We start from the raw sequence: 21923 nt of genomic DNA on the forward strand, positions 1-21923 counted from the left end.
AGAGTCAGTGTTTTGAGGCGGCAACCAGTCTGCCGACACCGAAGACGATGATGAGGGCAAGGATTGTGCCGGCGACGACTGCAATCACCTCGCCGGTTTTTCCTGCCTCATCGCCCATCGTGTAGTCGGGCATCGGTGCCGCGTACTCCATGCCCCCCTCGTGGCCGACGGCCTCCGGGTCGCCGTCCTCGGGCGAGGGTCCGGTCAGGGATTTTTCGTCCTGGACATAGAGTGCCGTGGACTCCAGACCATCAGGATCGCCGGATGCCAGGAAAACTGCGGCAACGCCGATGACAAGGGCGAGCGCAAGTCCGATTGCCACGAACTGGCGTGTCTCCATCATGCCGATACCTCCCCGGTACTCTTCATCAGGTCGGGGCGGGCGGATGTGATGAGGTAGATGGCGCCGGCGGTGATCACCGCTTCGATGATGCCGATGGCGGCGTGGTAGGTGCCCATCGCAATGAGACCGGGCACCAGGGGGAAGGTTCCGGCAATCCACATCTCTACCGATGCTGCAAGAGCCGGGATGAAGCATGCAAACCATGCGGCGACGGCGGCGGCGAGGTAGGTGTTCCTGACGGCGCCTTTCAGCCCCATGTAGGTGTAATACCCGACAAAACCGCCGATCACGCCCATGTTCACGATGTTCGCGCCCATCGTGGTGATGCCGCCGTCGCCGAAGACGATACCCTGCACCAGCAGCACCAGGGTGAGGATAAATACGGCGGCATAGGGTGAACCGAGCAGGATGGCGGCGAGCGCACCGCCGACAAGGTGCCCGCTCGTGCCCATGCCGACCGGCAGGTTGAAGGCCTGGATCGCAAAGATACCGGCCGCAAGCACGGCGACGAGGGGGACCTTCTCCTCATCGAGCTCGTTTCGCGCCCAGCGAAGGGCCAGGACGATGAAAACAAGGGCAATCAGCCAGTACACAGCCGCCTGCCCGATAGGGATGAACGCATCAGGTATATGCATGGTTTCTCAGCTGAGGATAACACCTTTTTGAATATAAGTGTTACCAATTCATTCAAGAGATAAGATCTTTCAAAAACGCCCGTATCGATGTGCCGGCGATGGCGCTGACTGAGAGCAGGAACCGCGGGTTTCTCATCAGGCGGCGTGCCAGGACGCCGGGACGGTCCATATCGCCGTAGCGGATGATCTGGTCCCGGATCGCGGGATCGGACAGGGTCGTGAGGAGGCGGTCGATATCTTCGGCCGAGAGATCCTGCCTGAGCCGCCAGAACCGCATGCCAAGAGAGAGTTCTCTGCCGAAATCATCTGTCCAGAGGCGCTCGTAAGCGGAGAGGGATTCATCTGAGAAGTCGTCGGCATCACAGGCGGCGACGGCGACGGAAGCGGCATGGCGGGCCGATCTGACGCCGGTATAGACGCCGCCGCCCGACGTGGGTTTCGGGAAACCGGCGGCGTCCCCCACAAACAGTGTCCGCTGTCCGTAGGTCTGCGGCATCGGGCCGAGCGGGATGGTGCCGGTGACCAGATGGGTGCAGCCCCGGAGGTAGGGGGAGGCAAACCGGAAAAAATCCTGTTTTACATCACGAAGTCCGCAGAGGCCGACGCGGGCCCGCCCCTCCCCGCACGGGATCACCCAGCCGAAAAACTGTGGAGCGGCATCGGGATGGATCTCGACGAGGTGCTGCTCGCAGCTGAGCGGCACCTCTGCCTGAATGCCGGAGAGATAGTAGGGCGAACGCTTCATCCCGAGCATCCGGGCGATGCCGCCCCGCGGTCCGTCGGCGGCGATCACCATCCTCGCCTCCACCTCCCGCCGCCCGAAAGCGCCGCAGGTGGAGAGGTGCCCGCCTGCCATGCCGGTGACGGTGGTCTTCGGCCAGAACACCGCCCCCGCCGATGCGGCGGCCGCGGCCATCTCGGCATCGAGGGCGGTTCGGTCCACCACATATGCCTTCGTGGTGCCGGCATCAAATTCGAGGTGCGACCCCAGATCCGAGACGATCCGTGCGCCGGTGACCCGGTTCAGGACCGGGCGTTCGGATACCCGGCACTCTGCAAATGCCGCAGATGAGAGCAGACCGGCGCACTGGGCCGGAAAACCGGGTGTTGCATGCTCCTCAATGCAGACGACCGAGAGTCCGGCCTCTGCGCACGCACCGGCCGCCGCCGATCCCGCCGGTCCGGCGCCGACCACCGCAACATCGTACATCCAGAGAGGTATCGGTTCCGCCCCTACATCAACCTCCCGATGGCGTTCCCTTATGTCCCGCACCGCCCAACAGTAGGGGGATGAGGGACGAGCCCGTGTTCAGGTGGAAACAGTGCCTGATCATCAGAAACGATATAAAAATGAGCTGCGGCAAGAAGTGCGCACAGGTGGCCCACGCCGCCATCGGCGCCTATGAGCATGCGGCAAAGGATGTAAAGAAGGCATGGATGTCCGAGGGGCAGAAGAAGGTCGTCCTGAAGGTGAACGGCGAGCGCCCGCTCTTTGAGCTGAAGGCGGCGGCCGAGATGGCCGGGATCTCCTGTTCGCTTATCCAGGACGCGGGTCTCACCGAGATCCCGCCCGGCACCATCACCGCCCTTGGCCTGGGGCCGGCAAAGAGCGACGACCTGGACCGGATCACCGGGGGCCTCCAGCTCCTATGATCCCGACGCCCTACCCCCTCGAAGCAGACCTCGGGATTGGCTGGTACGCCACCGACACTCCCGGCGCCGGCGGCGTGCTCAGGCAGAGCCCGGAGGACTTCGTCGTTGAGGAGATCCCGAAGGACGGCGCGGGGGAGAGCGGCCCCTATCTCCTCTGCCGCCTGACCAAACGGAACTGGGAGCACCAGCACGCCATGAAATCGATCGCAGCGGCGCTCGGCATCTCCCACCGGCGGATTGCCTGGGCGGGCACCAAGGACAAGAACGCCCTCACCACGCAGGCGATCACCATCTACAATGTGGACGAAGCGGCCGTCAGGGCGCTTTCCATCCGAGATATGGAGATCGAACCGGTCGGGAGGAGACAGCACCAGCTCAGCCTCGGGGACCTGGCGGGCAACCGCTTCCGGATCGCCATCCACGACTGCGACGGACCTGATCTGGAGCGGACGGTCGAGTCCTGCACGGAGGCGGCGGCGGGGGGTTTCCCGAACTATTTCGGGCTGCAGCGGTTCGGTGTCGTCCGCCCGGTCACCCACCTCGTCGGCAGGGAGATCCTGCGGGGAGACTATGAGGGGGCGGCGCTCACCTACATCGGCCTCGCCTGCCCGGACGAGGAGGAGTCGGTGAGGGAGATCAGGACGGCATTTCTGGAGGAGCGGAATGCAAAGGCGACGATCGCCGCCCTCCCTCGCCACCTGGGTTTCGAGCGCTCCGTGCTCTCCGGACTCGCCGAGCGCCCGGACGATTATTCCGGTGCGCTGAAAAACCTCCCGCCGAAACTGCTCTCGATGTTCGTTTCGGCCTATCAGTCCTGGTTGTTCAACCGCGTCCTCTCGATGCGGTGCGCCGATGGTGCCGGCCTCGACGAACCCCTCCCCGGAGACCGCCTGCTGTTTGCAAACGGACGGGAGGACGTGGTCACAGCGGTGAACACCCGTGTGGTATCGATCCATATCGCCCGCGGTCGGTGTGCAATCGCACTTTTCATTCCCGGGTCTGAACCGACGTCCGGCACCGGGGCCGGTGACGAGAGGATGGCGGCCCTCCTCGATGAGGACGATATCGGGGCAGAGGATTTCAGGCGTGCGTCAGAGTTTGTGGGACTGCGCTACAATGGCGCCCTGCGGCCGATCGCCGTAAAAACAGAGATTGATGCCGGGGTGTCGGGACAGGACATCTGCCTCTCCTTCCGTCTCCCCCCCGGCCATTATGCCACGACCATCTGCCGGGAATACATGAAGGCCGACCCCCGCGCCATGATCTAGGAGGACAGGTTCCGGGCTCCCTCAATGGCGTCGAAGAGGTTGCCGTACTCGTCTGCAAGCCCGATCCGGACCGCCTCCTCCCCCCTGATCAGGCGCGCGTTCTCGATCTGGGCCCGCTCCACCGGGCGCTGCTCGATCACGTCGGCAAGGAAGTCCTCGAAACTCTCGTCCACGAGCGCCTGCACATACAGGCGCTCGTCGTCGGTCAGCGGGCGGTAGGGCGAGGTGATATCCTTCTGGTCGCCGGACTTGACAACCTCGACCCGTTTTCCCTCTGTTTCCATCCACTCGCTCTCGTCCGGGAAGAGCCAGATCACCCCGATGCTCCCGGTGATGGTGTCAGGGGAGAGATAGATCCGGTCGGTGTGGGCGGCGATGAGATAGCCGGCAGAGGCCGCAAGGTCGCCCATCGAGGTGACGACCGGTTTTCTGGTGCGGGCATATTCAAGGTCGCGGACGATCTCCTGCGCACCTGCCGGACTTCCGCCCGGGCTGTCGATCCGCAGCACGATCGCACGGGTGAGGGGATCGTCGGCAGCCGCCCGCACCTCACGGCCGATATATTCACTCCCGACATATCCCCCGCCGGAGAAGTCGCCGGTGACGACTTCACCATCGATGCGGATGACGGCGACATCACTGACCCCGTCGGGCGAGAGGAGGATATAGGTGGCGATCCCGGCTATAGCGACGATCAGCACGAGGACGACCACGCCAAGCCGACGCCGGATCCGCCGCCAGCGCTGGGCCCGCTCGATCTGTTCGAGGAGGGCGCTCATCAGGTTATTCTCCGTAGCAGACGGCGTATTCAGTCACCAGGTTCGTCCCGCAGAGGTAGTGGCGCTGGAGGCTGAGGCGGATCATCTCGTCCTCAGACTCGATATGCATCCCGCCCACCAGTGAGGGGGTGTCCTCCCCGCCGACGATGAAGGGAAGATGGATGAGCCTGATCTCATCGACAAGGCGGTGCCTGAGCATATGCCAGTTCAGGGTCGGACCGCCCTCAATCATCATCCGTTCGACCCCGTAGTCCTCCCTGAGGATCCGCATCAGCCCGACGAGGTCCACGCGGTTCTCGCCGCAGACGACGACATCCGCCCCGCGGTCGCGGATCGCCGCCACTCGATCCGCGGGAGCGGCGCGGGAAACGGCGATGACTGTCTGGGCGTCGGGCTTGAGCACGTTGGCATCGAGGGAGATCTCTGCCATGGATGAGGGGATCACCCGGATCGGGCTCTTTCCCGGGACGTGCCGCACCGTCAGAAAGGAGTTGTCGATGGCGATTGTCCTGGATCCCACCATGATGGCGTCGCATTCGGCCCTCGTGCGGTGGAGGAGGAGCTCGGTCTCATGCGCCATATATTTCATCAGGATCTTGCTGGAGGCCCCACGCCTGAGGGTGAGTTTGCCGTCGACGGTGATCTCCGACATCATCAGCACATGCGGCCGTATTGTTCTATCAGACATAATCCATGGGATATATCAACCCGGTGATTTAAAAGGGGATCTGCGGAGGGTGGAGGCGACGCAAAGCAATCCTTATCCACATGGCCGCCCCTTGTATCTGGTATGAATATTACGGCGCTGAGGCCCCGGCTCATCTCAAAACTCGAGCCAATTGCTGATTTTTTCATCAGGGCGGGGTTCAGCCCGAATCAGATCTCCTACCTGTCCCTCCTCTTCGGGGTGTTCTGCGCGGTATCGTTTGCATATCGTCTATTCCTGCCCGGGGCGGTGCTGCTGCTGATCTCTGCCATCCTCGACCTGGTGGACGGCACGGTGGCACGGAAGAAGTGCTGCCAGACGAAGTTCGGGGCGGTGATTGACTGGGTATTCGACAAGTATGTCGACGCCCTGGCACTGCTTGGTGTCGGTCTTTCCGGGATCGCCATCGTCAGCGGGTTTACACCGCTCCCGCCGGCGGCAGACTGGGCGGTCGTGGCCATCGCCATCTTCGGTTCGATGATGAACACCTTCATCAAACCGGTTGTCTATGCCGAGGTCGGCTTCAGCGACCGGGTAGGGGGGAAGATCCACGATCCCCTCGAGGGGATCGGGTTCTTCGGGAGGCCGGAGACCCTGATCGCCCTCATCATCGGATCGGCGATCGGGTATGCCTGGGTCGCTGTGATCATCATCGCCGTGTGCACCAACCTCTCCGCGATCCAGCGGATCATTTACCTCTCGGGATCGCTCTCGTGATCTCGTCCCGGTAGATCCCGATCAGGGCATCGGCCGTCCGGCCGAGGGACGGGATGATCTGGAAGAGGAGGTAGGCGATGGCGACCAGTGCCACAAGAGCCCCGAGTTCGCAGAGGACGTTGTGGGACCAGAAGAAACTCTCGTAGCCGAACTCCCCGTTGCCGGCGATCCCGGTGAGGTACGGGAACCACTGGTCGGTGTAGGCGACGATCACAAACACGTTCCTGAAGATATTGAGCAGGTAGATCGTCGGGACGATCAGGAGGATGGCGGCCAGTTTCTGGCGGAGGGTGGTCGGGACGGCGGCTGCGACGCCGATCATGATTGCCATGCTCTGGATGCCGGTGCAGCCCAGGATGATCTCGACCCTGAAACCGTTTCGCCAGAACATGTTCCAGTCGAACATCGAATAGTCAACGCCCATCGCTGTGAGGCACCAGGCGATCTGGCCGACGACGATGCCGATGAGCCAGTCACCGAGGGGTGTGTAGGCGAAGGGGATATAGACAAGGGACGCCGCCGCCGCTGCCCTCGTGAGGTAGATCACATGCTGATCCCCCTCGCGGAGACGCTTTGCCGTCACCCAGACGAGGGGCACCGAGACAACGGCCAGCGTCGGGTAGAGGAAGTTGTTGATGGAGAGGTAGTAGGGGATCTCCGCGAAGAGGAAGAGGACCATGAACACCCAGCCTGCGATGCCAGCAAGGAAGCTGTGACGGCCGGGGATAAGAAAGGCAACAAAGGAAACCAGCGCTGCGAAGATGAGGAGTTCTTCCATCCCATACTACTCTTGCCCGTCGGGTAAAAAGCGTTCTCACCTGGACAGAACTGTGCGGTATCCCCTGCATCCCCTGATTTTAACCCGGATACAAGGCTTAATCACCGATGCATCCCAACAGAGAAGGGATGATGTTCTGTCCGAAATGCAACAGCCTGATGTCCTCCTCGGGAGGACAGCTGAAGTGCAGGCGTTGCGGGTATATTCAGGCAATCGAGAAGGAAGACGACCTGAAGATCACGACCTACCGCACCGAGAAGGAGATCACCATCGTCGACGATGATGAAAAGACTCATACTCTCCCGACCATCCAGATCAAGTGCCCGAAGTGTGACTGCAACCTCGCCTTCTGGTGGCTCCGCCAGCTCAGGAGCGCCGATGAGAGCGAGGTCAGGTTCTTCAGGTGTACGGAATGCGGGCACACCTGGAGAGAATACGATTAATCTCTCCATTTTATTGAATATTGTCAGGGGATGATATTTCCGGGGTTTCTTCCGGCAGGGGAGCGCCACCCCTCCGGCACTCATTCTGGGGGCTGAATCCTCTCATTCATCCAGACGTATGGATAAAATGTGGTTGGTTCGGGGATAAGCGCAGCTGAGTGGCGCAGATATCAGAATAGGTTCAATCCGAATAAACTACTTCAGCCCCCTTTCAGCACTTTCCTGCGCCCCGCCCCCTGTTTCGCCCTCTTCATGATTGAAGATTCTTCTGAAAACGTCTTAAATTATGGTTTTATTGGATATTTGTTGAATAAATGTCATTTTTATCTTTAAAATAGCCTTAATCTGGGTTTTATTGGCAGGGTGCAGTCATAATGTCTCTTTATTGGGTGAAATGACATATTAATGCCATATTGGCTCATCAATGGCGTTTAAAATTGGTTTAATTGCTTTTTAAGTCTTCTTTTGTGTGGATGTTGTCTGAATCAAATGCGACCAATTTATATTGTGTTCACGTGCACCTTTTCAAGAAATCTCAGTTTTCCGGACGCATTTTATAAAAATGGATGCATATCATTCGGGAAATTGCTTCATCAGGAGATTGCATGTTCAGTAACGGTCTTGAACTACTCGCAGCATTCGTCGTCTATCTCGGCGCAATGGTTTTAATCGGTTTTCTCTACTATCAGAAGACCCAGACGGTCTCAGACTATATTCTCGGGAGCAGAGGGCTGAACCGCTATGTGGCGGCACTCAGCGCAGAAGCCTCCGATATGAGCGGGTGGTTGCTCATTGGTCTTCCCGGACTCGCCTATGTCTGCGGCATGCAGGCAGCATGGGTGGCGATCGGTCTGATCATCGGCACCTTCCTCAACTGGAAATTTGTGGCGAAGAAGCTCCGCATCTATACGCAGAATGCCAACGACTCCCTCACACTCCCTGACTTTTTCAGGAACCGGTTCAATGACCGGTCGGATGTGCTCGGCGGGATCTCGGCGGTATTCATCCTGATCTTCTTCCTGATCTACACCTCGGCGCAGTTTGTTGCCGGTGGCAAACTCTTCAATACCGTCTTCGGGATCGACTATACGGTCGCGCTCCTGATAGGATCCCTGATCGTCGTCACCTACACCTTCACCGGGGGCTTCAAGGCGGTATGCCTCACCGACTTCATCCAGGGAACACTCATGTTCTTTGCGCTGATCACCGTCCCCCTGATGGCATGCTTCATCATGGGCGGTCCGGGCGTGACGGTGGACGCCATCAGTCAGCTCAATCCAGCGCTGCTCAATCCTTTCCTTGACGAGAACGGAAATCCACTGACCGTGATCGCCATCGTTTCGTTGCTGGCGTGGGGGCTTGGCTATTTCGGGCAGCCGCATATCCTGGTCAGGTTCATGGCCATCAGGCGCCCGGAGGAGATCCGGGAGGCGCGGAGTGTTGCGATGATCTGGGTGATCATCTCCCTCTGTGCTGCAGTTGCCATTGGACTGGTGGGGAAGGTGTTCCTCTCACAGCCCCTGGTTGGTGCGGACTCGGAAACCGTGTTTATGGTGTTGACCGGTGATCTTTTCGTCTCGTTCATCGCAGGGATCATCCTCTGCGGCATCCTTGCGGCAATCATGAGCACCGCCTCCTCACAACTCCTCGTGAGCGCCTCCGCCGTTTCCCAGGATCTCTATAAGGCATTCTTCAGAAAAGAGGCTGGAGATGGCGAGCTGATCTGGATCAGCCGTTTATCTGTACTGATCGTTGCTGTGGTCGCTATCCTGCTTGCTCTTGACCCGGAAAGCCTGGTCTTCTCTATCGTCTCCTATGCCTGGGCAGGATTTGGCGCTGCATTCGGGCCGACCCTCCTTATGGGGCTGTTCTGGAGGAGAACGACCAGACAGGGCGCTCTTGCCGGCATCGTTGTCGGCGGTCTCACGGTGCTGATCTGGAAGCATTTTGCGTTCTTCGGTCTCTACGAGATCGTCCCCGGTTTCATCCTCTCGCTGCTTGCGATTTATGTCGTCAGTCTGCTGACGCCTGAACCGGAGAAGTGCATTACAGACGTCTTTGACGAGACGGACAGGATGCTTCAGGAGTCCGACGCCTGAAGGATTCTCCTCTTTTTTTCTTCGCTGTTCTTGGGGTTTCCCTCCCGGCACGCCTCTGTTGATCCGCCGCATTTCCCATGTTGCCTGTGGCCTTTTTTTTATCCTCCCTGTCTCCATTGCGACTGGACAGGAAGACCGATCCCCGCTCTGCCGGGGTGGTTCGTGGGGTTGTGCTCCCCCCATTGCATAGGGATGGGACGAATCGAACGGATAGGGGGCCAAAGATGGTGTTCAATGGGCCTTTCATCGATCCCCGTATAGCCTTGAGGAACGACCTGTCCGCGGCCCCTTCCCCCCAGAACTCTACGGGATCCTGTCGTGCGGCGGAATAATGGGTGAGAAAACCCTGTCAACAGAGGTACAGGGAGACCAGAATGGTTTCAACAGGGAAAAAAAAGAGTGAAGGGTAGATCAGGGCAGCCCGATCGACTTCGCCCGGCAGCGCTGCCAGACGACGCGGCCGACCACCTTGAAGGTCTGCTCGAGTTCGTCGAAGTTGGGGATGCCGTTCTCCTTGAGGAGCTTGATGCCGGCGTCCATGCTCTCGCCGCCAAGGAGGGTGGCGATCACCGGGTTGTCGGTCTTGTTGCTGAAGTCGGTCACCCGTCGCGCAAGCCCCTCTGAGGTGAGCACCAGGTTGGGGAAACTGATCACGAAGGCGATGTCCCAGAGGTCGGAGTGACGCGCCAGCACATCGAAGACCTGCTCAAACCGCTTCTCTGAGGCGTCACCGAGAAGGTCGAGGGGGTTGCCGTGGCTCCAGTAGTCGGGGAGGAACTCGTTGAGTTCGTTCATGATCTCCTCGGGGAGATCGATGAGCTCGATACCGTACATCTCGGCGTAGTCGGAGGAGAGAACGGCGAACCCACCGGCGTTGGTGATCACGATCGCCCGGCGGCCCTTCACGTAACCGCTCGGCGCCGCCAGAAGTTCGGCCGCCTCGAAGGCACCGCGGAGCGCCCGGACCGGGATGACGCCCGAGCGGCGGAACGCCTCCATATAGACCTCATAGGAGCCTGAAAGGGATCCTGTGTGGGATGAGGCCGCCTGCTGGCCCTTCGTCGAGGACCCGGACTTGATGGCGACCACCGGCTTCTTCTTTGCCACCTCAGAAACGACCTCCATGAACTCCCGACCGTCGTTGAGCTGCTCGACATAGAGGATCACCGCTTCGGTGTTCCTGTCCTGCTCCACGAACCGGAGATAGTCGAGGAAATCGAGATCGGCCTGGTTGCCCACCGAGAAGACCGCCGAAAACCCGATGTCCTGGGTCAGGCTCCAGTCCACGACGGTGTTGATGATGGCGCCGCTCTGCGAGATGAAGGCGATATTGCCGGGGTTGGGCGACTGGTGGACATAGGTGGTGTCCAACCCGCGGGGCGGGACGATCAGCCCGAGGCAGTTGGGGCCGACGATGCGGATATTGTAACTGCGGGCAATCTCGATCATCCGGTCCTCGAGGATCTTGCCCTCCGGCCCGGTCTCCTTGAAGCCCGCCGTGATCACGACCACCAGAGGTACGCCCTTCTCACCGCACTCCTGCAGTACGCGGGGCACATGGACGGCGGGAACGGTGATCACCGCAAGGTCCACCGGGTTCGGGATGGCGGTTACGGTCGGATAGGCCTTGAGCCCCTGGACCTCGGTCCGCTTGTTGTTCACCGGATAGATCTGGCCCGGGAAGTGGAGGAGGTTGTGGAGAACCGCATACCCCATTTTCTTCTGGTCGGAGGAGGCCCCAACGACCGCCACCGAGCGCGGGGTGAAGTATTCGGGCGGAACGGGTTTTCTCTGCTTGCGACCAGGCGGGCGGTAGTCGTCGTCGACGATGATCCGTGCGTCCACTGCGCAGGCGCCGCTCTCATAGAGACGGAGCGGGTTGATGTCGAACTCCATCACATGCTGGTTTTCCTCGAAGAAACGGGCGATGCCGGTGAGAATCTCGACAAGCGCCTCCTCGTCCTTTGCCTTCATGCCCCGGTAACCGGCGATCAGCGGATAGGCGTTGATCTCCTTTACCATGGTCCGGATCTCGTGATCGTGGATCGGGAGGATCCGGAGGGTGACATCCTTCATCAGTTCGACGAGCGTCCCGCCCATGCCGAAGGTGATCACCTTTCCGAACGCCGGATCGGTCTTGCCGCCAAGGATCAGTTCAAGGCCGGGCCGTGCCATCTCCTCGACGATGACACCGGTGATCTCCGCATCCGGGTTGTACTCCTTTGCTGATTTGACAATGGAATTAAAGGCTTTCTTTGCCTCGCCATCCCCTGATATGCCCACAATGACACCGCCGGCATCACTCTTGTGGACGATCTGGGGTGAGATGATCTTCATTACGACAGGATAGCCGATCGCTGCGGCCGCCTTTGCGGCCTCATCGGCGCCTGTGACAATCTGGAATGCGGGGGTAGGTACACCATAGTTCTGGAGGAGTTCATACCCCTCGGCCTCGCTCAACATTCTGTTTGCCATTCGATTAACCTCACTATTACCGCAACAATACCTGACCTCTCGTGCCTGAAATGTACCGGTTCTCTCTAAAATCTCCGGAAAGGGGGGCAACGGGGTCAGATGAGAGTAGTGCTGTCATCCATCCGTGTGGTGCACACGTGGACGCTTATCATACAGTCGGACTCGCCCCTATATGGTCTTTTTGAATTTGTTGAAGGGGATGTCGTCAATTGCCGAATTCCGATCCCATTTCTTTCTCCTTCAGTGGGTGTATTTTCGTATTATTTTTTAGAATCAGACTTTTTTAGAGAAATCACGCCCTTTATGGGGTCTGCGCGATTCTTCATTGATAATAATGACAATTCGTCATGTCGCCAATAAGCGAAAATAATCCATTATTTTGGGCATTAAGCCGATATTTTTGGATAACCACAAAATATTTAATAAACCATCACTATTGATCGTGTAAAATAGGAGGGACCATGACCGAACAGGATTTTGCTGTACCCCTGGAGACCCCGAAATACTACCATCCCGATCCCCGCTACCGGGAACACTCGTGGATTGGTGACTATGGAGAGGTCTACCGGAGGTTCCTCAACGATCCGCTGCTGTTCTGGAAGGAGCGGGCGGCGGAAATCGAATGGTTCGAACCCTTTGACGAGGTGATGGAATGGGAGTTCCCGTACTGCCGCTGGTACCTCAACGGAAAACTCAATGTCACCACAAACTGCATTGACCGCCATGTCAGGGACGGGCGGGCAAACAAGGTCGCCCTGTTCTGGCGAGGCGAACAGGGAGAGGAGAAGGCCTACACCTACAGCCAGCTCCTCAGGAACGTATGCGCCTTTGCAAATGCTCTCAAGCGGATCGGAGTGCAAAAAGGGGACCGTGTCTGTATCTATATGCCGGTCGTGCCTGAACAGGTCATCGCTATGCTCGCCTGTGCCAGGATCGGCGCCGTCCACACAGTGGTATTTGGCGGATTCGGCGTTCACGCCCTCAATCAGCGGATCCGTGACTCGGGATCCAGGGTGGTGATCACCTCGGACGTCTCAATGCGTCGCGGCAAGGAGATCCAGCTCAAACCGATTGTGGAGGAGGCGGTCGTCAATGCTCCCTCCGTCGAGGCGATCATCGTCCACCGACGGAGTACGCCGGGTGTCGAACTCCACTCCGAGATCGAACTCGATTTCTATGAAATTCTGGAGAAAGAATCCAACACCTGTGAACCCGAAGTCATGGATGCCGAAGACCCGCTCTTCCTCCTCTATACCAGCGGGACGACCGGATCTCCCAAGGGGATCATCCATGCCTGCGGCGGGTATGCAGTCGGCACCCAGTATACCACAAAATATGTGCTTGATATTAAGGACGACGATGTCTACTGGTGCACAGCGGACCCGGGATGGATCACGGGACACAGTTATGTGGTCTACGGGCCCCTCCTCAATGGGGCAACGGTCTTCCTGACTGAAACAACTCCTGATTTCCCTGATCCGGGGATCTGGTGGAAGCTGATCCGGGACTATGGCGTCACCGTCTTTTATACAGCGCCGACGGCAATCAGGATGTTCATGCGGGTCGGCGAACACTGGCCCGACCGCTATGACCTCAGTTCGCTGCGGATCCTTGCTTCGGTGGGCGAACCCCTCAACCCCGAGGCCTTTGAATGGTTCTATCACCATATCGGCAGGGACCGTTGCCCCATCGTTGACACCTGGTGGCAGACCGAGACCGGCATGCACATGATCACCACGATGGTTGGAGAGCCCATGCGCCCCGGATTCGCCGGAAAGCCGATTCCGGGTGTGATGGCAGACGTCGTAGACATGGACGGGAAACCGGTCGAACCCGGCAACGGTGGTTACCTCGTCATCAAACACCCCTGGCCATCGATGATGCGGAGCGTCTACAACAACGACGAACGTTACCGGCAGTACTGGACCACCATCGACCGCCTCTACACGGCGACCGATCTGGCGGTCAAGGGCCATGACGGGAACATCATGGTCATCGGTCGGGCCGACGACCTGATCATCGTGGCCGGTCACAATATCGGCACCGCCGAGGTGGAGTCCGCCCTTGTCTCCCATGAAGCGGTTGCCGAGGCGGCGGTGATCGGTGTCCCCGACCCGGTCAAAGGGAATCAGATCAAGGCATTCGTCATCCTCAGGGATGGTTACGGTGGGAGCGATCGCCTGAAGTCTGACCTCAGGTACCATGTGCGAATGACGGTTGGTCCGATCGCCATGCCGAGTGAGATCAAGTACATGGACTCCCTCCCCAAGACCCGGAGCGGGAAGATCATGCGCCGTGTGCTCAAGGCCCAGGAACTTGGTATGGACCCCGGCGATACATCGACACTTGAGGATTGAATACCCAACGCTTTATATACCTTTTTTACGTCTTTTATAAACATGCAAGGTAACCCGGAGGAATCCCTGAAGATAGAAAATATTGTTGCTTCTGCGAAAGTGACCGATTCTCTCGATCTTCCTGCCATTTCATCCAGGATCCAGGGGGCCGACTATAATAAAAAGCGTTTTCCCGGCGTTGTTATCAGGATGCAGGATCCCAAGATCGCCGCCCTGGTCTTCGGGTCAGGCAAGGTCGTCCTGACCGGTGCAAAGAGTGTCGAAAGCCTCAACCGCGGCCTGGAGATCCTGGGAGGGAAGCTCCGTGACCTCGGTATCGAGATCGATGAACACCTGACCTATACCATCCAGAATATCGTCACCTCCGCGGACCTCGGAAAACCAATCAACCTGAACAAGATCGCCATCGGTTTCAACCTCGACAGGATCGAATATGAACCCGAGCAGTTTCCCGGACTGGTCTACCGCCTTGAAGAACCAAAGGTGGTCGTCCTCCTCTTCGGATCGGGCAAACTGATCATCACCGGCGGCAAGAAACCCGAGGATGCGAAGGGCGCTGTCCGAAAGATCATCACCGATCTCTCCAACCTTGGCCTCCTCTGAATGATACCTTTTTTAATTATAGAAACAATATATTAGATAGGTGACCGGGGTCCATCAGCAATTGAGGCGCTATACGGCGCTTTTTTCTGAGACCTCCATCATCATGGGTTGGAAATACCCCGAAGGTCTTTTGAATGTCTCATCAGATAAAAATTATATCATTTGATAATATTCTTATATTACCGATATTAACATAATATGTGATAACCGGGTGACTACGATGAAAGCAGAAGAAGTCCTGTACTTTACACAACGAGAAGAAGAGTTCGCCACCCTGCTCATGGATATCGGCATCAAGCGCAATGTCGCCAAGGTTCTTGTGTATCTCGCCAACACCGACGAGGCCACCTCGCGCGAGATCGAGCGCGGCACCGACCTCAGACAGCCCGAAGTGAGCATTGCAATGCGCTTCCTCAAGGAGAAGAAATGGATCAACTCCCGCGAGAGCAAGGCTGAGAGTAAAGGGCGCCCGGTGAAGATCTACTCGCTCGCGAAACCGATCAACGATATCATCGATATAATCGAGAAAAACAAGAAAAAAGAGGTCGACAACCAGCTCGCCCTGATCGAGAAGGCGAGGGGCCTCATCTCCTAGTGAGAGTCCGGCACCCCTCTGATTCCCCGATCAAAACCGTTATTTTTTCCGCATACTCCGTGAACAACCCGCATGTCAGGACGCCGGGGATGGCGTTCAGGCGTGCCGCCAGGGCTGCAGGTTCGTTGATGGTGCCGAAGGCACAGTCGAGAACGAAGTTGCCGTTGTCCGTGATCACGGGTCCGTCTTTCCTGACTGCCTCCCTGATCACCGGTTCGCCGCCCAGGGCACGGATGTGCCGCCCGACACCGACCGTCGCATAGGGCACCACTTCAACCGGCACCGGCGCCGTGAGGCACTCGCTGACCTTTGTTGCGTCCGCCACGATCAGGATACGTTCGGAGGCGTCTGCCACGCATTTTTCCCGCGTATGCGCCGCACCGCCCCCCTTGATCAGGTTGAAGCGGGCATCGATCTGATCGGCGCCGTCGATGGTCAGGTCGATCGATGAGACGCCGGGCAGGTCCACCACCAGGATGCCCGCCTCCCGTGCCCGGAGGGCCGACTGGTAGGAAGTGGGGATACCGGTGACCGCGATCCTCTCCTCCTGTATCCGCTCCCCGACCCTCTGGATCGCATACTGCGCCGTCGAACCGGTGCCAAGGCCCACCACCATGCCGTCCTGCACCTGTTCTGCTGCAGCATAGCCTGCAATACGCTTTGCTTCAAGGTTGTGCTGTTTGCTCATCTGAAAAAAGGTATGTGAGCGCGGGGAGATAAGGTGTGCCGCCCCCTACTCAAAGAGGGAGGAGAGGTCGGCACCCGCCGCTCCGGCGGTGCAGTCGAGGGTGATCGGGGTGACGGAGATGTTCCCCTTCCTGATGGCATGGACATCAGTGCCCTCCTCTGCATCCTCAACGAGGGGGCCGTTGATCCAGAAGTACGGCCGTCCACGCGGATCAAGGCGCCGCTCCACCCCGGTGTGGAAGAGCTTACGGGCAAGGCGCGTCACCTCATACCCTCCCTGCACGTGGGAGGGGATGTTCACGTTGATCACATCGGCGTGCGAGGGAAAGCCGCGGGCGATCAGGCGCTCGCAGACATCCCGGACGATCCGCTTTGCCTCATCGAAACTGCTCCCGCAGTGCCGGGGGTCGTCGAACTTGTCGCCCTGATCCCAGACCTGCAGGGAGAAGGCGACGGAGGGGAAACCATGGTTCGAGGCCTCCAATGCCGCTCCGACCGTTCCCGAGGTCATGATCGACTCATAGGAGAGGTTCTCCCCGATGTTGATCCCGCTCACCACCAGATCTGGCTTCAGGTCCAGGGCAAAGAGCCCGATGATCACGGCGTCCGTCGGTTTCCCGCCGACCGACCACGCCGGAGCTCCGTCCACGGCGATCCTGGTCGCACGGATCGGTTCAAAGATGGAGATCGAGCGCCCGACCGCACTCTGCTGGGTGGCCGGAGCAACAACGGTCACATCTGCAAAACCGGAGAGCGCCTGATAGGTCGCCCAGATCCCGTTTGAATAGACCCCGTCGTCGTTTGTGAGGAGTATCTTCGGTCGCATGGTCCTACCGCATGGGTGAGACTGCAGGCACGATAATACTGTTTGAACGGTTTGGGAGAGGCCGGGGGCAGAAGACCGGTGTTCCTGCGGCACAGGAGGACGGTCGAGACGATCGATCAGCCGGTGATGCCCTGGTCGGGCAGGGAGCGCCCCTCCTGTACGGCAGACCAATATCTACAAGAGACGGCGGGGCCAACACTAAGGAGAATGCGGGCATTTTGTGCGGAATATACGGTTTTCCATGATCCTGACCTTGCGGTGGAGGGACGGGCCATGCTGGATGTGCTCTCGGCGAGTTTTACGCGGTGCGGATATGAGGTCGTCACCCCGGAGGGAGGCGATCTCGCCGCGGAGATCCGGACCCGCGCCCCCTCCTGTGATGTCGGACTGGTCATCGCTCCCGATGATATCCTCGCGTCCCTTACCCGGGCAGTGGAGGAGTGCACCCACAATATCGGTTGCGGCTCAATGAATGTCGCCCTCTGTGCAAACAAACAGCGGACCGCACAAATCCTCGCCTCCCACGGCATACCGACCCCGGCCGAAAAAGCGACCGGTACGAAGGTGATCAAACCGGTGCACGGGTGTGCGGCGCATGGTGTCCGCCTCTCCGAAGCGGCCCCGGCCGCGGGCGAGATCGGGCAGGAGTATATCGAGGGCGAGCACCTCTCGGTCAGCCTTGTCGGGAGCAGGATCGTCGGGGAGGCGTGTCTCTATTACTCGGGCGCCGCACCCCTGGTGCTCGCCGTCAACCGCCAGCAGGTCAGCCTGCAGGACGGTGTGTTCGTCTATGCCGGCGGGGAGACGCCGATCGAACACCCGCGGCACGATGAGATCGTGGACGCCGCCGTCCGGGCTGCAACTGTTCTCGGGTGTCAGGGGTATACCGGCGTGGATATCGTGCTTGCCGACCGGCCGTACGTCGTCGATGTCAACCCCCGCCCGACAACGAGCATGGCCGGGATCGCTGCCTGCATGGAGGAGGAGATCGCCGCTATTCTTGTGGACGCCTCATATGGTAAACCTCCTGAGCGGGTGCATTTCAACGGTCGGGTGCGCTTCGACAAGGACGGGCAGGTGGTGCGCCTGTGATCGGGATCGATGTGGGCGGGGCGAACCTGAAGGTGGTGGACGACGGCGGCGCCCATATCCACTACTGCCCTCTCTGGGCGGAAGCGCCGCTCGCCGATCTCCTCTCCGCCTATGCGGGAAGGGGTGAGAACGCCGCTGTGGTGATGAGCGGCGAACTCGCCGACTCCTTTGCCTGCAAGGCCGAGGGAATTCGGTTTATTGTGGATGCGGTCAGGGAACAGTTTCCGGATGCGCTCTTCTACGGCACGGACGGACGCTTCCACGACGGTCCGGTGCCAGAACTTGCCGCCGCAAACTGGCTTGCATCCGCCGACTGGCTCCGGGAACGACATCCTTCTGCCGTCCTCCTCGATGTAGGCAGCACCACCGCCGATATCATTCCCCTCGGCCAGTTTGACGACCTCCTCGGCCTCACCGATCTTCTCCGCCTCCAGAAGGGCTATCTGGTTTATACCGGCATGCTCAGGACGAATGTGGCGACGATCCTGCGGGCGGCCGAGATCAACGGGATCTTCACGCCGGTCTCGACCGAATATTTTGCCTGCAGCGCTGATGCCAATCTCGTGCTCGGCCAGATCGACGCCGCCGACTACACCTCGGCCACACCGGATGGCGGCGCCGTGACGATGGAGGCGGCGCTGCGCAGACTTGCGCGGGTGGTCTGCTCTGACCTCGAGGAGATCGGCGAGGAGGCCGCACGAGGCATCGCCATCCAGTTCTGCGCCGCACAGCAGGGGATGATCCTCCGCGCCGTTGGCGAGTGCATGCAGCGGTCCGGCGCACAGGAGGTCGTGTGTGCGGGGATCGGGGCCACCCTTTTTACGGAGATCCTGGGGAGTGTGAACCTGAACCGTGACCTCGGCGGGATGGCCGACGCCCTCCCCGCCTGTGCCGTCAGGGAGGTGGCGAGACGGACCGCCTCCTCCTGAGCATTCTGCTGCTGACGGGTTCCCTCCTGATCACCATCGTTTTATATGCCGTCGGCCTGCCGTTCTTCTTTCTCTTCCTGTTCATTCCGCTGATCCCCTTCTTCGGCCGCTCGCAACGGACGAAGCGTTGCCCGGTCTGCGGATGGGAAACCACAGGCAACGAGAACTTCTGCCCCTTTGACGGTACCAGGCTCGACCATTCCGATGGTGAGTGATACGATCGAGAGCAGTGAGTTGGGGATACGGAGTCCATAGAGCTCGGTCGACGGCACCGCCCCTGCCTGCCTTGTCGCATAGTTCCTCACCGATCCGCGATCGAGCACGATTCGCATGCTCTGTAGCAGTCGGGCGGCATTGTTCATGCTTCGTCCCTCGGCGAGAACAAGGCAGAGGTCGACGATCAGGGAACCGACGCGGGTGTCTGGATAGAAGGGAGAGTCTGCCGATGCAAGTGCTCCGCAATCCACGCACCTGAACCGCCGCACCCAGACCGTGATCTCTCTTTTCCCGCCGGCCCCTTCGATCATGGCGAACCGCCGTCGCTTGATGTCATGGGGCCGCACCTCCCCGCCGCACTGCGGACAGCGTTCGCAATTTCCGAATTCAACGCCGTCAATGGCGGATATCGACATCACAACAAGGTCCGCAATCATCGGCGGGACACGCACCTGCATGGATCAACCTGCGCCCCCCCGGTTTTTTAATCTATCAGACGGAGTTTGTTAAACAAAACTGTGCTCAGTTAACATGATGCTATTATCGAAAAAACGGAAAATTCTTCGAATTTCCACAAATATTCACCAAAAAATACGCGCCGTGGGATAAGAGTTAAATATACCCGAGATGACGTTTTCGTATCCGAGGTAAGACTATGGACATGAAGTATGTTCAGACAACATGCCCGTACTGTGGTACCGGGTGTACCTTTAACCTCGTTGTCAAGGACGGGAAGGTCTGCGGCGTCCAGCCGTACCACCGCTCTCCGGTCAACGAGGGTAAGGTCTGCCCGAAGGGCACCTATGCATGGGAGTTTGTGAACCGTGAGGACCGTCTCACCACTCCCCTCATCAAGAAGGACGGAAAATTCGTCGAGGCGACCTGGGACGAGGCCTATGACCTCATCGCCCAGAAGTTCAAGTCCTACAAGCCCGACGAGTGTGCAGTGCTCTCATCGGCCCGTACCTCCAACGAGGACAACTACGCCCTGATGAAGTTCGCCCGCGGTGTACTGAAGACCCGCCACATCGACCACTGCGCCCGTCTCTGCCACGCCTCAACCGTTGCAGGGCTTGCCGCCTCGTTCGGTTCGGGTGCGATGACCAACTCGATTCTTGATATTGCAGAATCGAAGTGTGTCTTTATCATCGGGTCCAACACCTTTGAGCAGCACCCCCTCATCGGCCGCAAGATCGTGCAGGCGAGGGCAAACGGCGCCAAGGTCATCTACGCCGACCCGCGCTACACCCCCACCGCAAAGCAGGCCGACCTCTACATGCAGTTCAGATCGGGCTCTGATGTCGCCATCCTGAACTGTATCATGGGTGAGATCATCCGCAATGGCTGGGAGGACAAGGAATGGGTAGAGACCCGTGCAAAGAACTTTGAAGACCTGAAGGCGACTGTTCTGAAGGACGATTACCTGCCTGAGAATGTCGAGAAGATCTCGGGCATCCCGGCAGAGCAGCTCAAGACCGCTGCAGAGTGGATCGGGACCGCCGAATCGTCTGCCCTTCTCTACTCGATGGGCATCACCCAGCACACCGTTGGTGTTGACAATGTGAAGTCCACTGCAAATCTCCAGATGCTCACCGGCAACATCGGCAAGCGTGGAGGCGGTGTGAACGCTCTGCGTGGCCAGAACAACGTTCAGGGCGCCTGCGATATGGGTGCGCTCCCGGTTGTTTTCACCGGCTACCAGAAGGTCATCGACCCGGCAGCCCACGAGAAGTTCGCCAAGGCCTGGGGCTTCCCCGACGGCATCTGCGAACCGAAGAACGGCTATGAGGTCACCATCATGATGGACGTCCTCACCGACAACCCCGGCGAGCTCAAGGCGATGTACATCATGGGCGAGAACCCGCTCCTCTCAGACCCCGACCTCACCCACGTCGAGCACGCCATCGACAACCTCGAGTTCCTGGTTGTGCAGGATATCTTCCTGACCGAAACGGCGGAGCGTGCAGATGTCGTGCTGCCTGCCACCTGCTATGCGGAGAAGGACGGTACGCAGACCTCGACCGAGCGGCGTGTCCAGATGTGGCGCAAGGCCCAGGAAGCCCCCGGTCAGGCAAAGCTCGACTGGCAGATCATCGCCGAGCTCTCTGCAAAGATGGGCTATGCCGAGCAGTTCCCCTGGAAGACCTCCGAGGATGTCTTCAACGAGATCGCCGAGGTCACGCCGTCCTACCACGGCATGAACTACGAGCGGCTGAACCGGCCCGAGGCCCTCCACTGGCCCTGCCCCACGACCGAGCACCCCGGCACCCCGATCCTGCACATCGGCAAGTGCTCACACCCCGATGGCATGGGCGTCATGCACCCCATCGAGTGGAAGCCGCCGGCAGAGGTCCCGGACGAGGAGTACCCGTTCGTTCTCACCACCGGACGGTGCATCTGGCACTGGCACACCGGCACCATGACTCGCCGCTCCAAGCACCTCGACGAGGAGGTCCCGACCGGATGGATCGAGATCAACCCCGAGGACGCAAAGGCACTCGGTGTCGTCGACGGCGAGCTTGTCAAGGCGACCTCGCGCCGTGGCACCGTCAACGTGCCCGCCAAGGTCACCAAGGACATCATGAAGGGTGTCATGTTCATGCCGTTCCACTTCAAGGAATGCGCGGCAAACGTGCTCACCAACAATGCCCTCGACCCGATCGCCAAGATCCCGGAGTTCAAGGCGTGTTCTGTGAAGGTTGAGAAGATCCAGGAGGCCTGA

At 59.4% G+C, this 21923-nt stretch carries 21 protein-coding genes; 11 read left to right on the forward strand and 10 right to left on the reverse strand.

What is annotated here, in order from left to right; translation table 11 throughout:
• Positions 1-4: 4 nt before the first annotated feature.
• From CUJ86_RS03915 to CUJ86_RS03925, 3 genes are read right to left on the reverse strand one after another with little or no spacing between them, the layout of a single operon-like run.
• Positions 5-343, reverse strand: coding sequence for a PDGLE domain-containing protein (locus CUJ86_RS03915; RefSeq protein ID WP_130646272.1), 339 nt, complete (start codon positions 341-343; stop codon positions 5-7).
• Positions 340-978: a cobalt transporter CbiM gene (cbiM, locus tag CUJ86_RS03920; protein ID WP_130646273.1), complete on the reverse strand. Its 639-nt coding sequence runs from the start codon at positions 976-978 to the stop codon at positions 340-342. Before cbiM ends, CUJ86_RS03915 begins: the two co-directional genes overlap by 4 nt.
• A gap of 52 nt (positions 979-1030) precedes the next feature.
• Entirely contained in the window at positions 1031-2188 is a 1158-nt protein-coding gene (locus CUJ86_RS03925) for an NAD(P)/FAD-dependent oxidoreductase (protein WP_130646274.1), read from the reverse strand.
• Positions 2189-2268: 80 nt separating this feature from the next.
• Here CUJ86_RS03925 and pth2 point away from each other — a divergent pair, with 80 nt between their 5' ends.
• Entirely contained in the window at positions 2269-2631 is a 363-nt protein-coding gene (gene pth2 / locus CUJ86_RS03930) for a peptidyl-tRNA hydrolase Pth2 (RefSeq protein WP_130646275.1), read from the forward strand.
• Positions 2628-3899 carry a tRNA pseudouridine(13) synthase TruD gene (gene truD / locus CUJ86_RS03935; RefSeq protein ID WP_130646276.1) on the forward strand — a complete coding sequence of 424 codons (1272 nt, stop codon included), beginning with the start codon at positions 2628-2630 and terminating at the stop codon, positions 3897-3899. The genes pth2 and truD overlap by 4 nt, the downstream gene beginning before the upstream one ends.
• Here the strand turns inward: truD and sppA are convergent.
• Both sppA and CUJ86_RS03945 read right to left on the reverse strand, forming a co-directional pair.
• Positions 3896-4678, reverse strand: a complete 783-nt coding sequence (gene sppA / locus CUJ86_RS03940) for a signal peptide peptidase SppA (protein ID WP_130646277.1) — start codon at positions 4676-4678, stop codon at positions 3896-3898. The two genes, truD and sppA, sit on opposite strands and share 4 nt — an antisense overlap.
• Before the next feature lie 4 nt (positions 4679-4682).
• A complete protein-coding gene (locus CUJ86_RS03945) occupies positions 4683-5366 on the reverse strand; it encodes a RibD family protein (RefSeq protein WP_130646278.1) in 684 nt (227 codons plus the stop codon).
• Between the two features lie 102 nt (positions 5367-5468).
• Here CUJ86_RS03945 and CUJ86_RS03950 point away from each other — a divergent pair, with 102 nt between their 5' ends.
• Positions 5469-6101, forward strand: a complete 633-nt coding sequence (locus CUJ86_RS03950; protein WP_130646279.1) for a CDP-alcohol phosphatidyltransferase family protein — start codon at positions 5469-5471, stop codon at positions 6099-6101.
• Here the strand turns inward: CUJ86_RS03950 and artA are convergent.
• Positions 6073-6879, reverse strand: coding sequence for an archaeosortase A (artA, locus tag CUJ86_RS03955; RefSeq protein ID WP_130646280.1), 807 nt, complete (start codon positions 6877-6879; stop codon positions 6073-6075). The genes CUJ86_RS03950 and artA overlap by 29 nt on opposite strands.
• A 128-nt stretch (positions 6880-7007) precedes the next feature.
• On the opposite strand from artA, the gene CUJ86_RS03960 reads away from it, so the two are divergent.
• Positions 7008-7322 (forward strand): transcription factor S, encoded by a 315-nt coding sequence (locus CUJ86_RS03960; RefSeq protein WP_130646825.1) that lies wholly within the window; start codon positions 7008-7010, stop codon positions 7320-7322.
• Positions 7323-7927: 605 nt separating this feature from the next.
• Positions 7928-9421, forward strand: coding sequence for a sodium/proline symporter PutP (putP, locus tag CUJ86_RS03965; protein ID WP_130646281.1), 1494 nt, complete (start codon positions 7928-7930; stop codon positions 9419-9421).
• Between the two features lie 411 nt (positions 9422-9832).
• Here putP and CUJ86_RS03970 read toward each other — a convergent pair whose 3' ends face one another.
• Entirely contained in the window at positions 9833-11896 is a 2064-nt protein-coding gene (locus tag CUJ86_RS03970; RefSeq protein ID WP_130646282.1) for an acetate--CoA ligase family protein, read from the reverse strand.
• Between the two features lie 461 nt (positions 11897-12357).
• Here CUJ86_RS03970 and acs point away from each other — a divergent pair, with 461 nt between their 5' ends.
• The 3 genes from acs (at position 12358) to CUJ86_RS03985 (ending at position 15451) form a co-directional block, all read left to right on the forward strand.
• Positions 12358-14253: an acetate--CoA ligase gene (gene acs, locus CUJ86_RS03975; RefSeq protein ID WP_130646283.1), complete on the forward strand. Its 1896-nt coding sequence runs from the start codon at positions 12358-12360 to the stop codon at positions 14251-14253.
• A gap of 42 nt (positions 14254-14295) precedes the next feature.
• Positions 14296-14856 (forward strand): TATA-box-binding protein, encoded by a 561-nt coding sequence (locus tag CUJ86_RS03980; RefSeq protein WP_130646284.1) that lies wholly within the window; start codon positions 14296-14298, stop codon positions 14854-14856.
• A 220-nt stretch (positions 14857-15076) separates the two neighbouring features.
• Positions 15077-15451, forward strand: a complete 375-nt coding sequence (locus tag CUJ86_RS03985; protein WP_130646285.1) for an ArsR family transcriptional regulator — start codon at positions 15077-15079, stop codon at positions 15449-15451.
• Here CUJ86_RS03985 and rpiA read toward each other — a convergent pair.
• Both rpiA and surE read right to left on the reverse strand, forming a co-directional pair.
• Entirely contained in the window at positions 15441-16139 is a 699-nt protein-coding gene (rpiA, locus tag CUJ86_RS03990) for a ribose-5-phosphate isomerase RpiA (RefSeq protein WP_130646286.1), read from the reverse strand. The genes CUJ86_RS03985 and rpiA overlap by 11 nt on opposite strands.
• Positions 16140-16184: 45 nt before the next feature.
• Complete coding sequence (gene surE / locus CUJ86_RS03995; RefSeq protein WP_130646287.1) at positions 16185-16964, reverse strand: 5'/3'-nucleotidase SurE; 780 nt, start codon at positions 16962-16964, stop codon at positions 16185-16187.
• 207 nt (positions 16965-17171) lie between these two features.
• Between surE and CUJ86_RS04000 the strand changes: the two genes are divergently transcribed.
• Positions 17172-18056 carry an ATP-grasp domain-containing protein gene (locus CUJ86_RS04000; protein WP_130646826.1) on the forward strand — a complete coding sequence of 295 codons (885 nt, stop codon included), beginning with the start codon at positions 17172-17174 and terminating at the stop codon, positions 18054-18056.
• Positions 18053-18985, forward strand: coding sequence for a hydantoinase/oxoprolinase family protein (locus CUJ86_RS04005; RefSeq protein WP_130646288.1), 933 nt, complete (start codon positions 18053-18055; stop codon positions 18983-18985). The genes CUJ86_RS04000 and CUJ86_RS04005 overlap by 4 nt, the downstream gene beginning before the upstream one ends.
• 41 nt (positions 18986-19026) lie before the next feature.
• On the opposite strand, the gene CUJ86_RS11795 is transcribed toward CUJ86_RS04005, so the two are convergent.
• Positions 19027-19659 carry a hypothetical protein gene (locus tag CUJ86_RS11795; RefSeq protein WP_165394769.1) on the reverse strand — a complete coding sequence of 211 codons (633 nt, stop codon included), beginning with the start codon at positions 19657-19659 and terminating at the stop codon, positions 19027-19029.
• Positions 19660-19856: 197 nt separating this feature from the next.
• Between CUJ86_RS11795 and fdhF the strand changes: the two genes are divergently transcribed.
• A complete protein-coding gene (fdhF, locus tag CUJ86_RS04015) occupies positions 19857-21923 on the forward strand; it encodes a formate dehydrogenase subunit alpha (protein ID WP_130646289.1) in 2067 nt (688 codons plus the stop codon).

The organism is Methanofollis fontis (assembly GCF_004297185.1).
Taxonomy (GTDB): Archaea; Halobacteriota; Methanomicrobia; order Methanomicrobiales; family Methanofollaceae; genus Methanofollis; species Methanofollis fontis.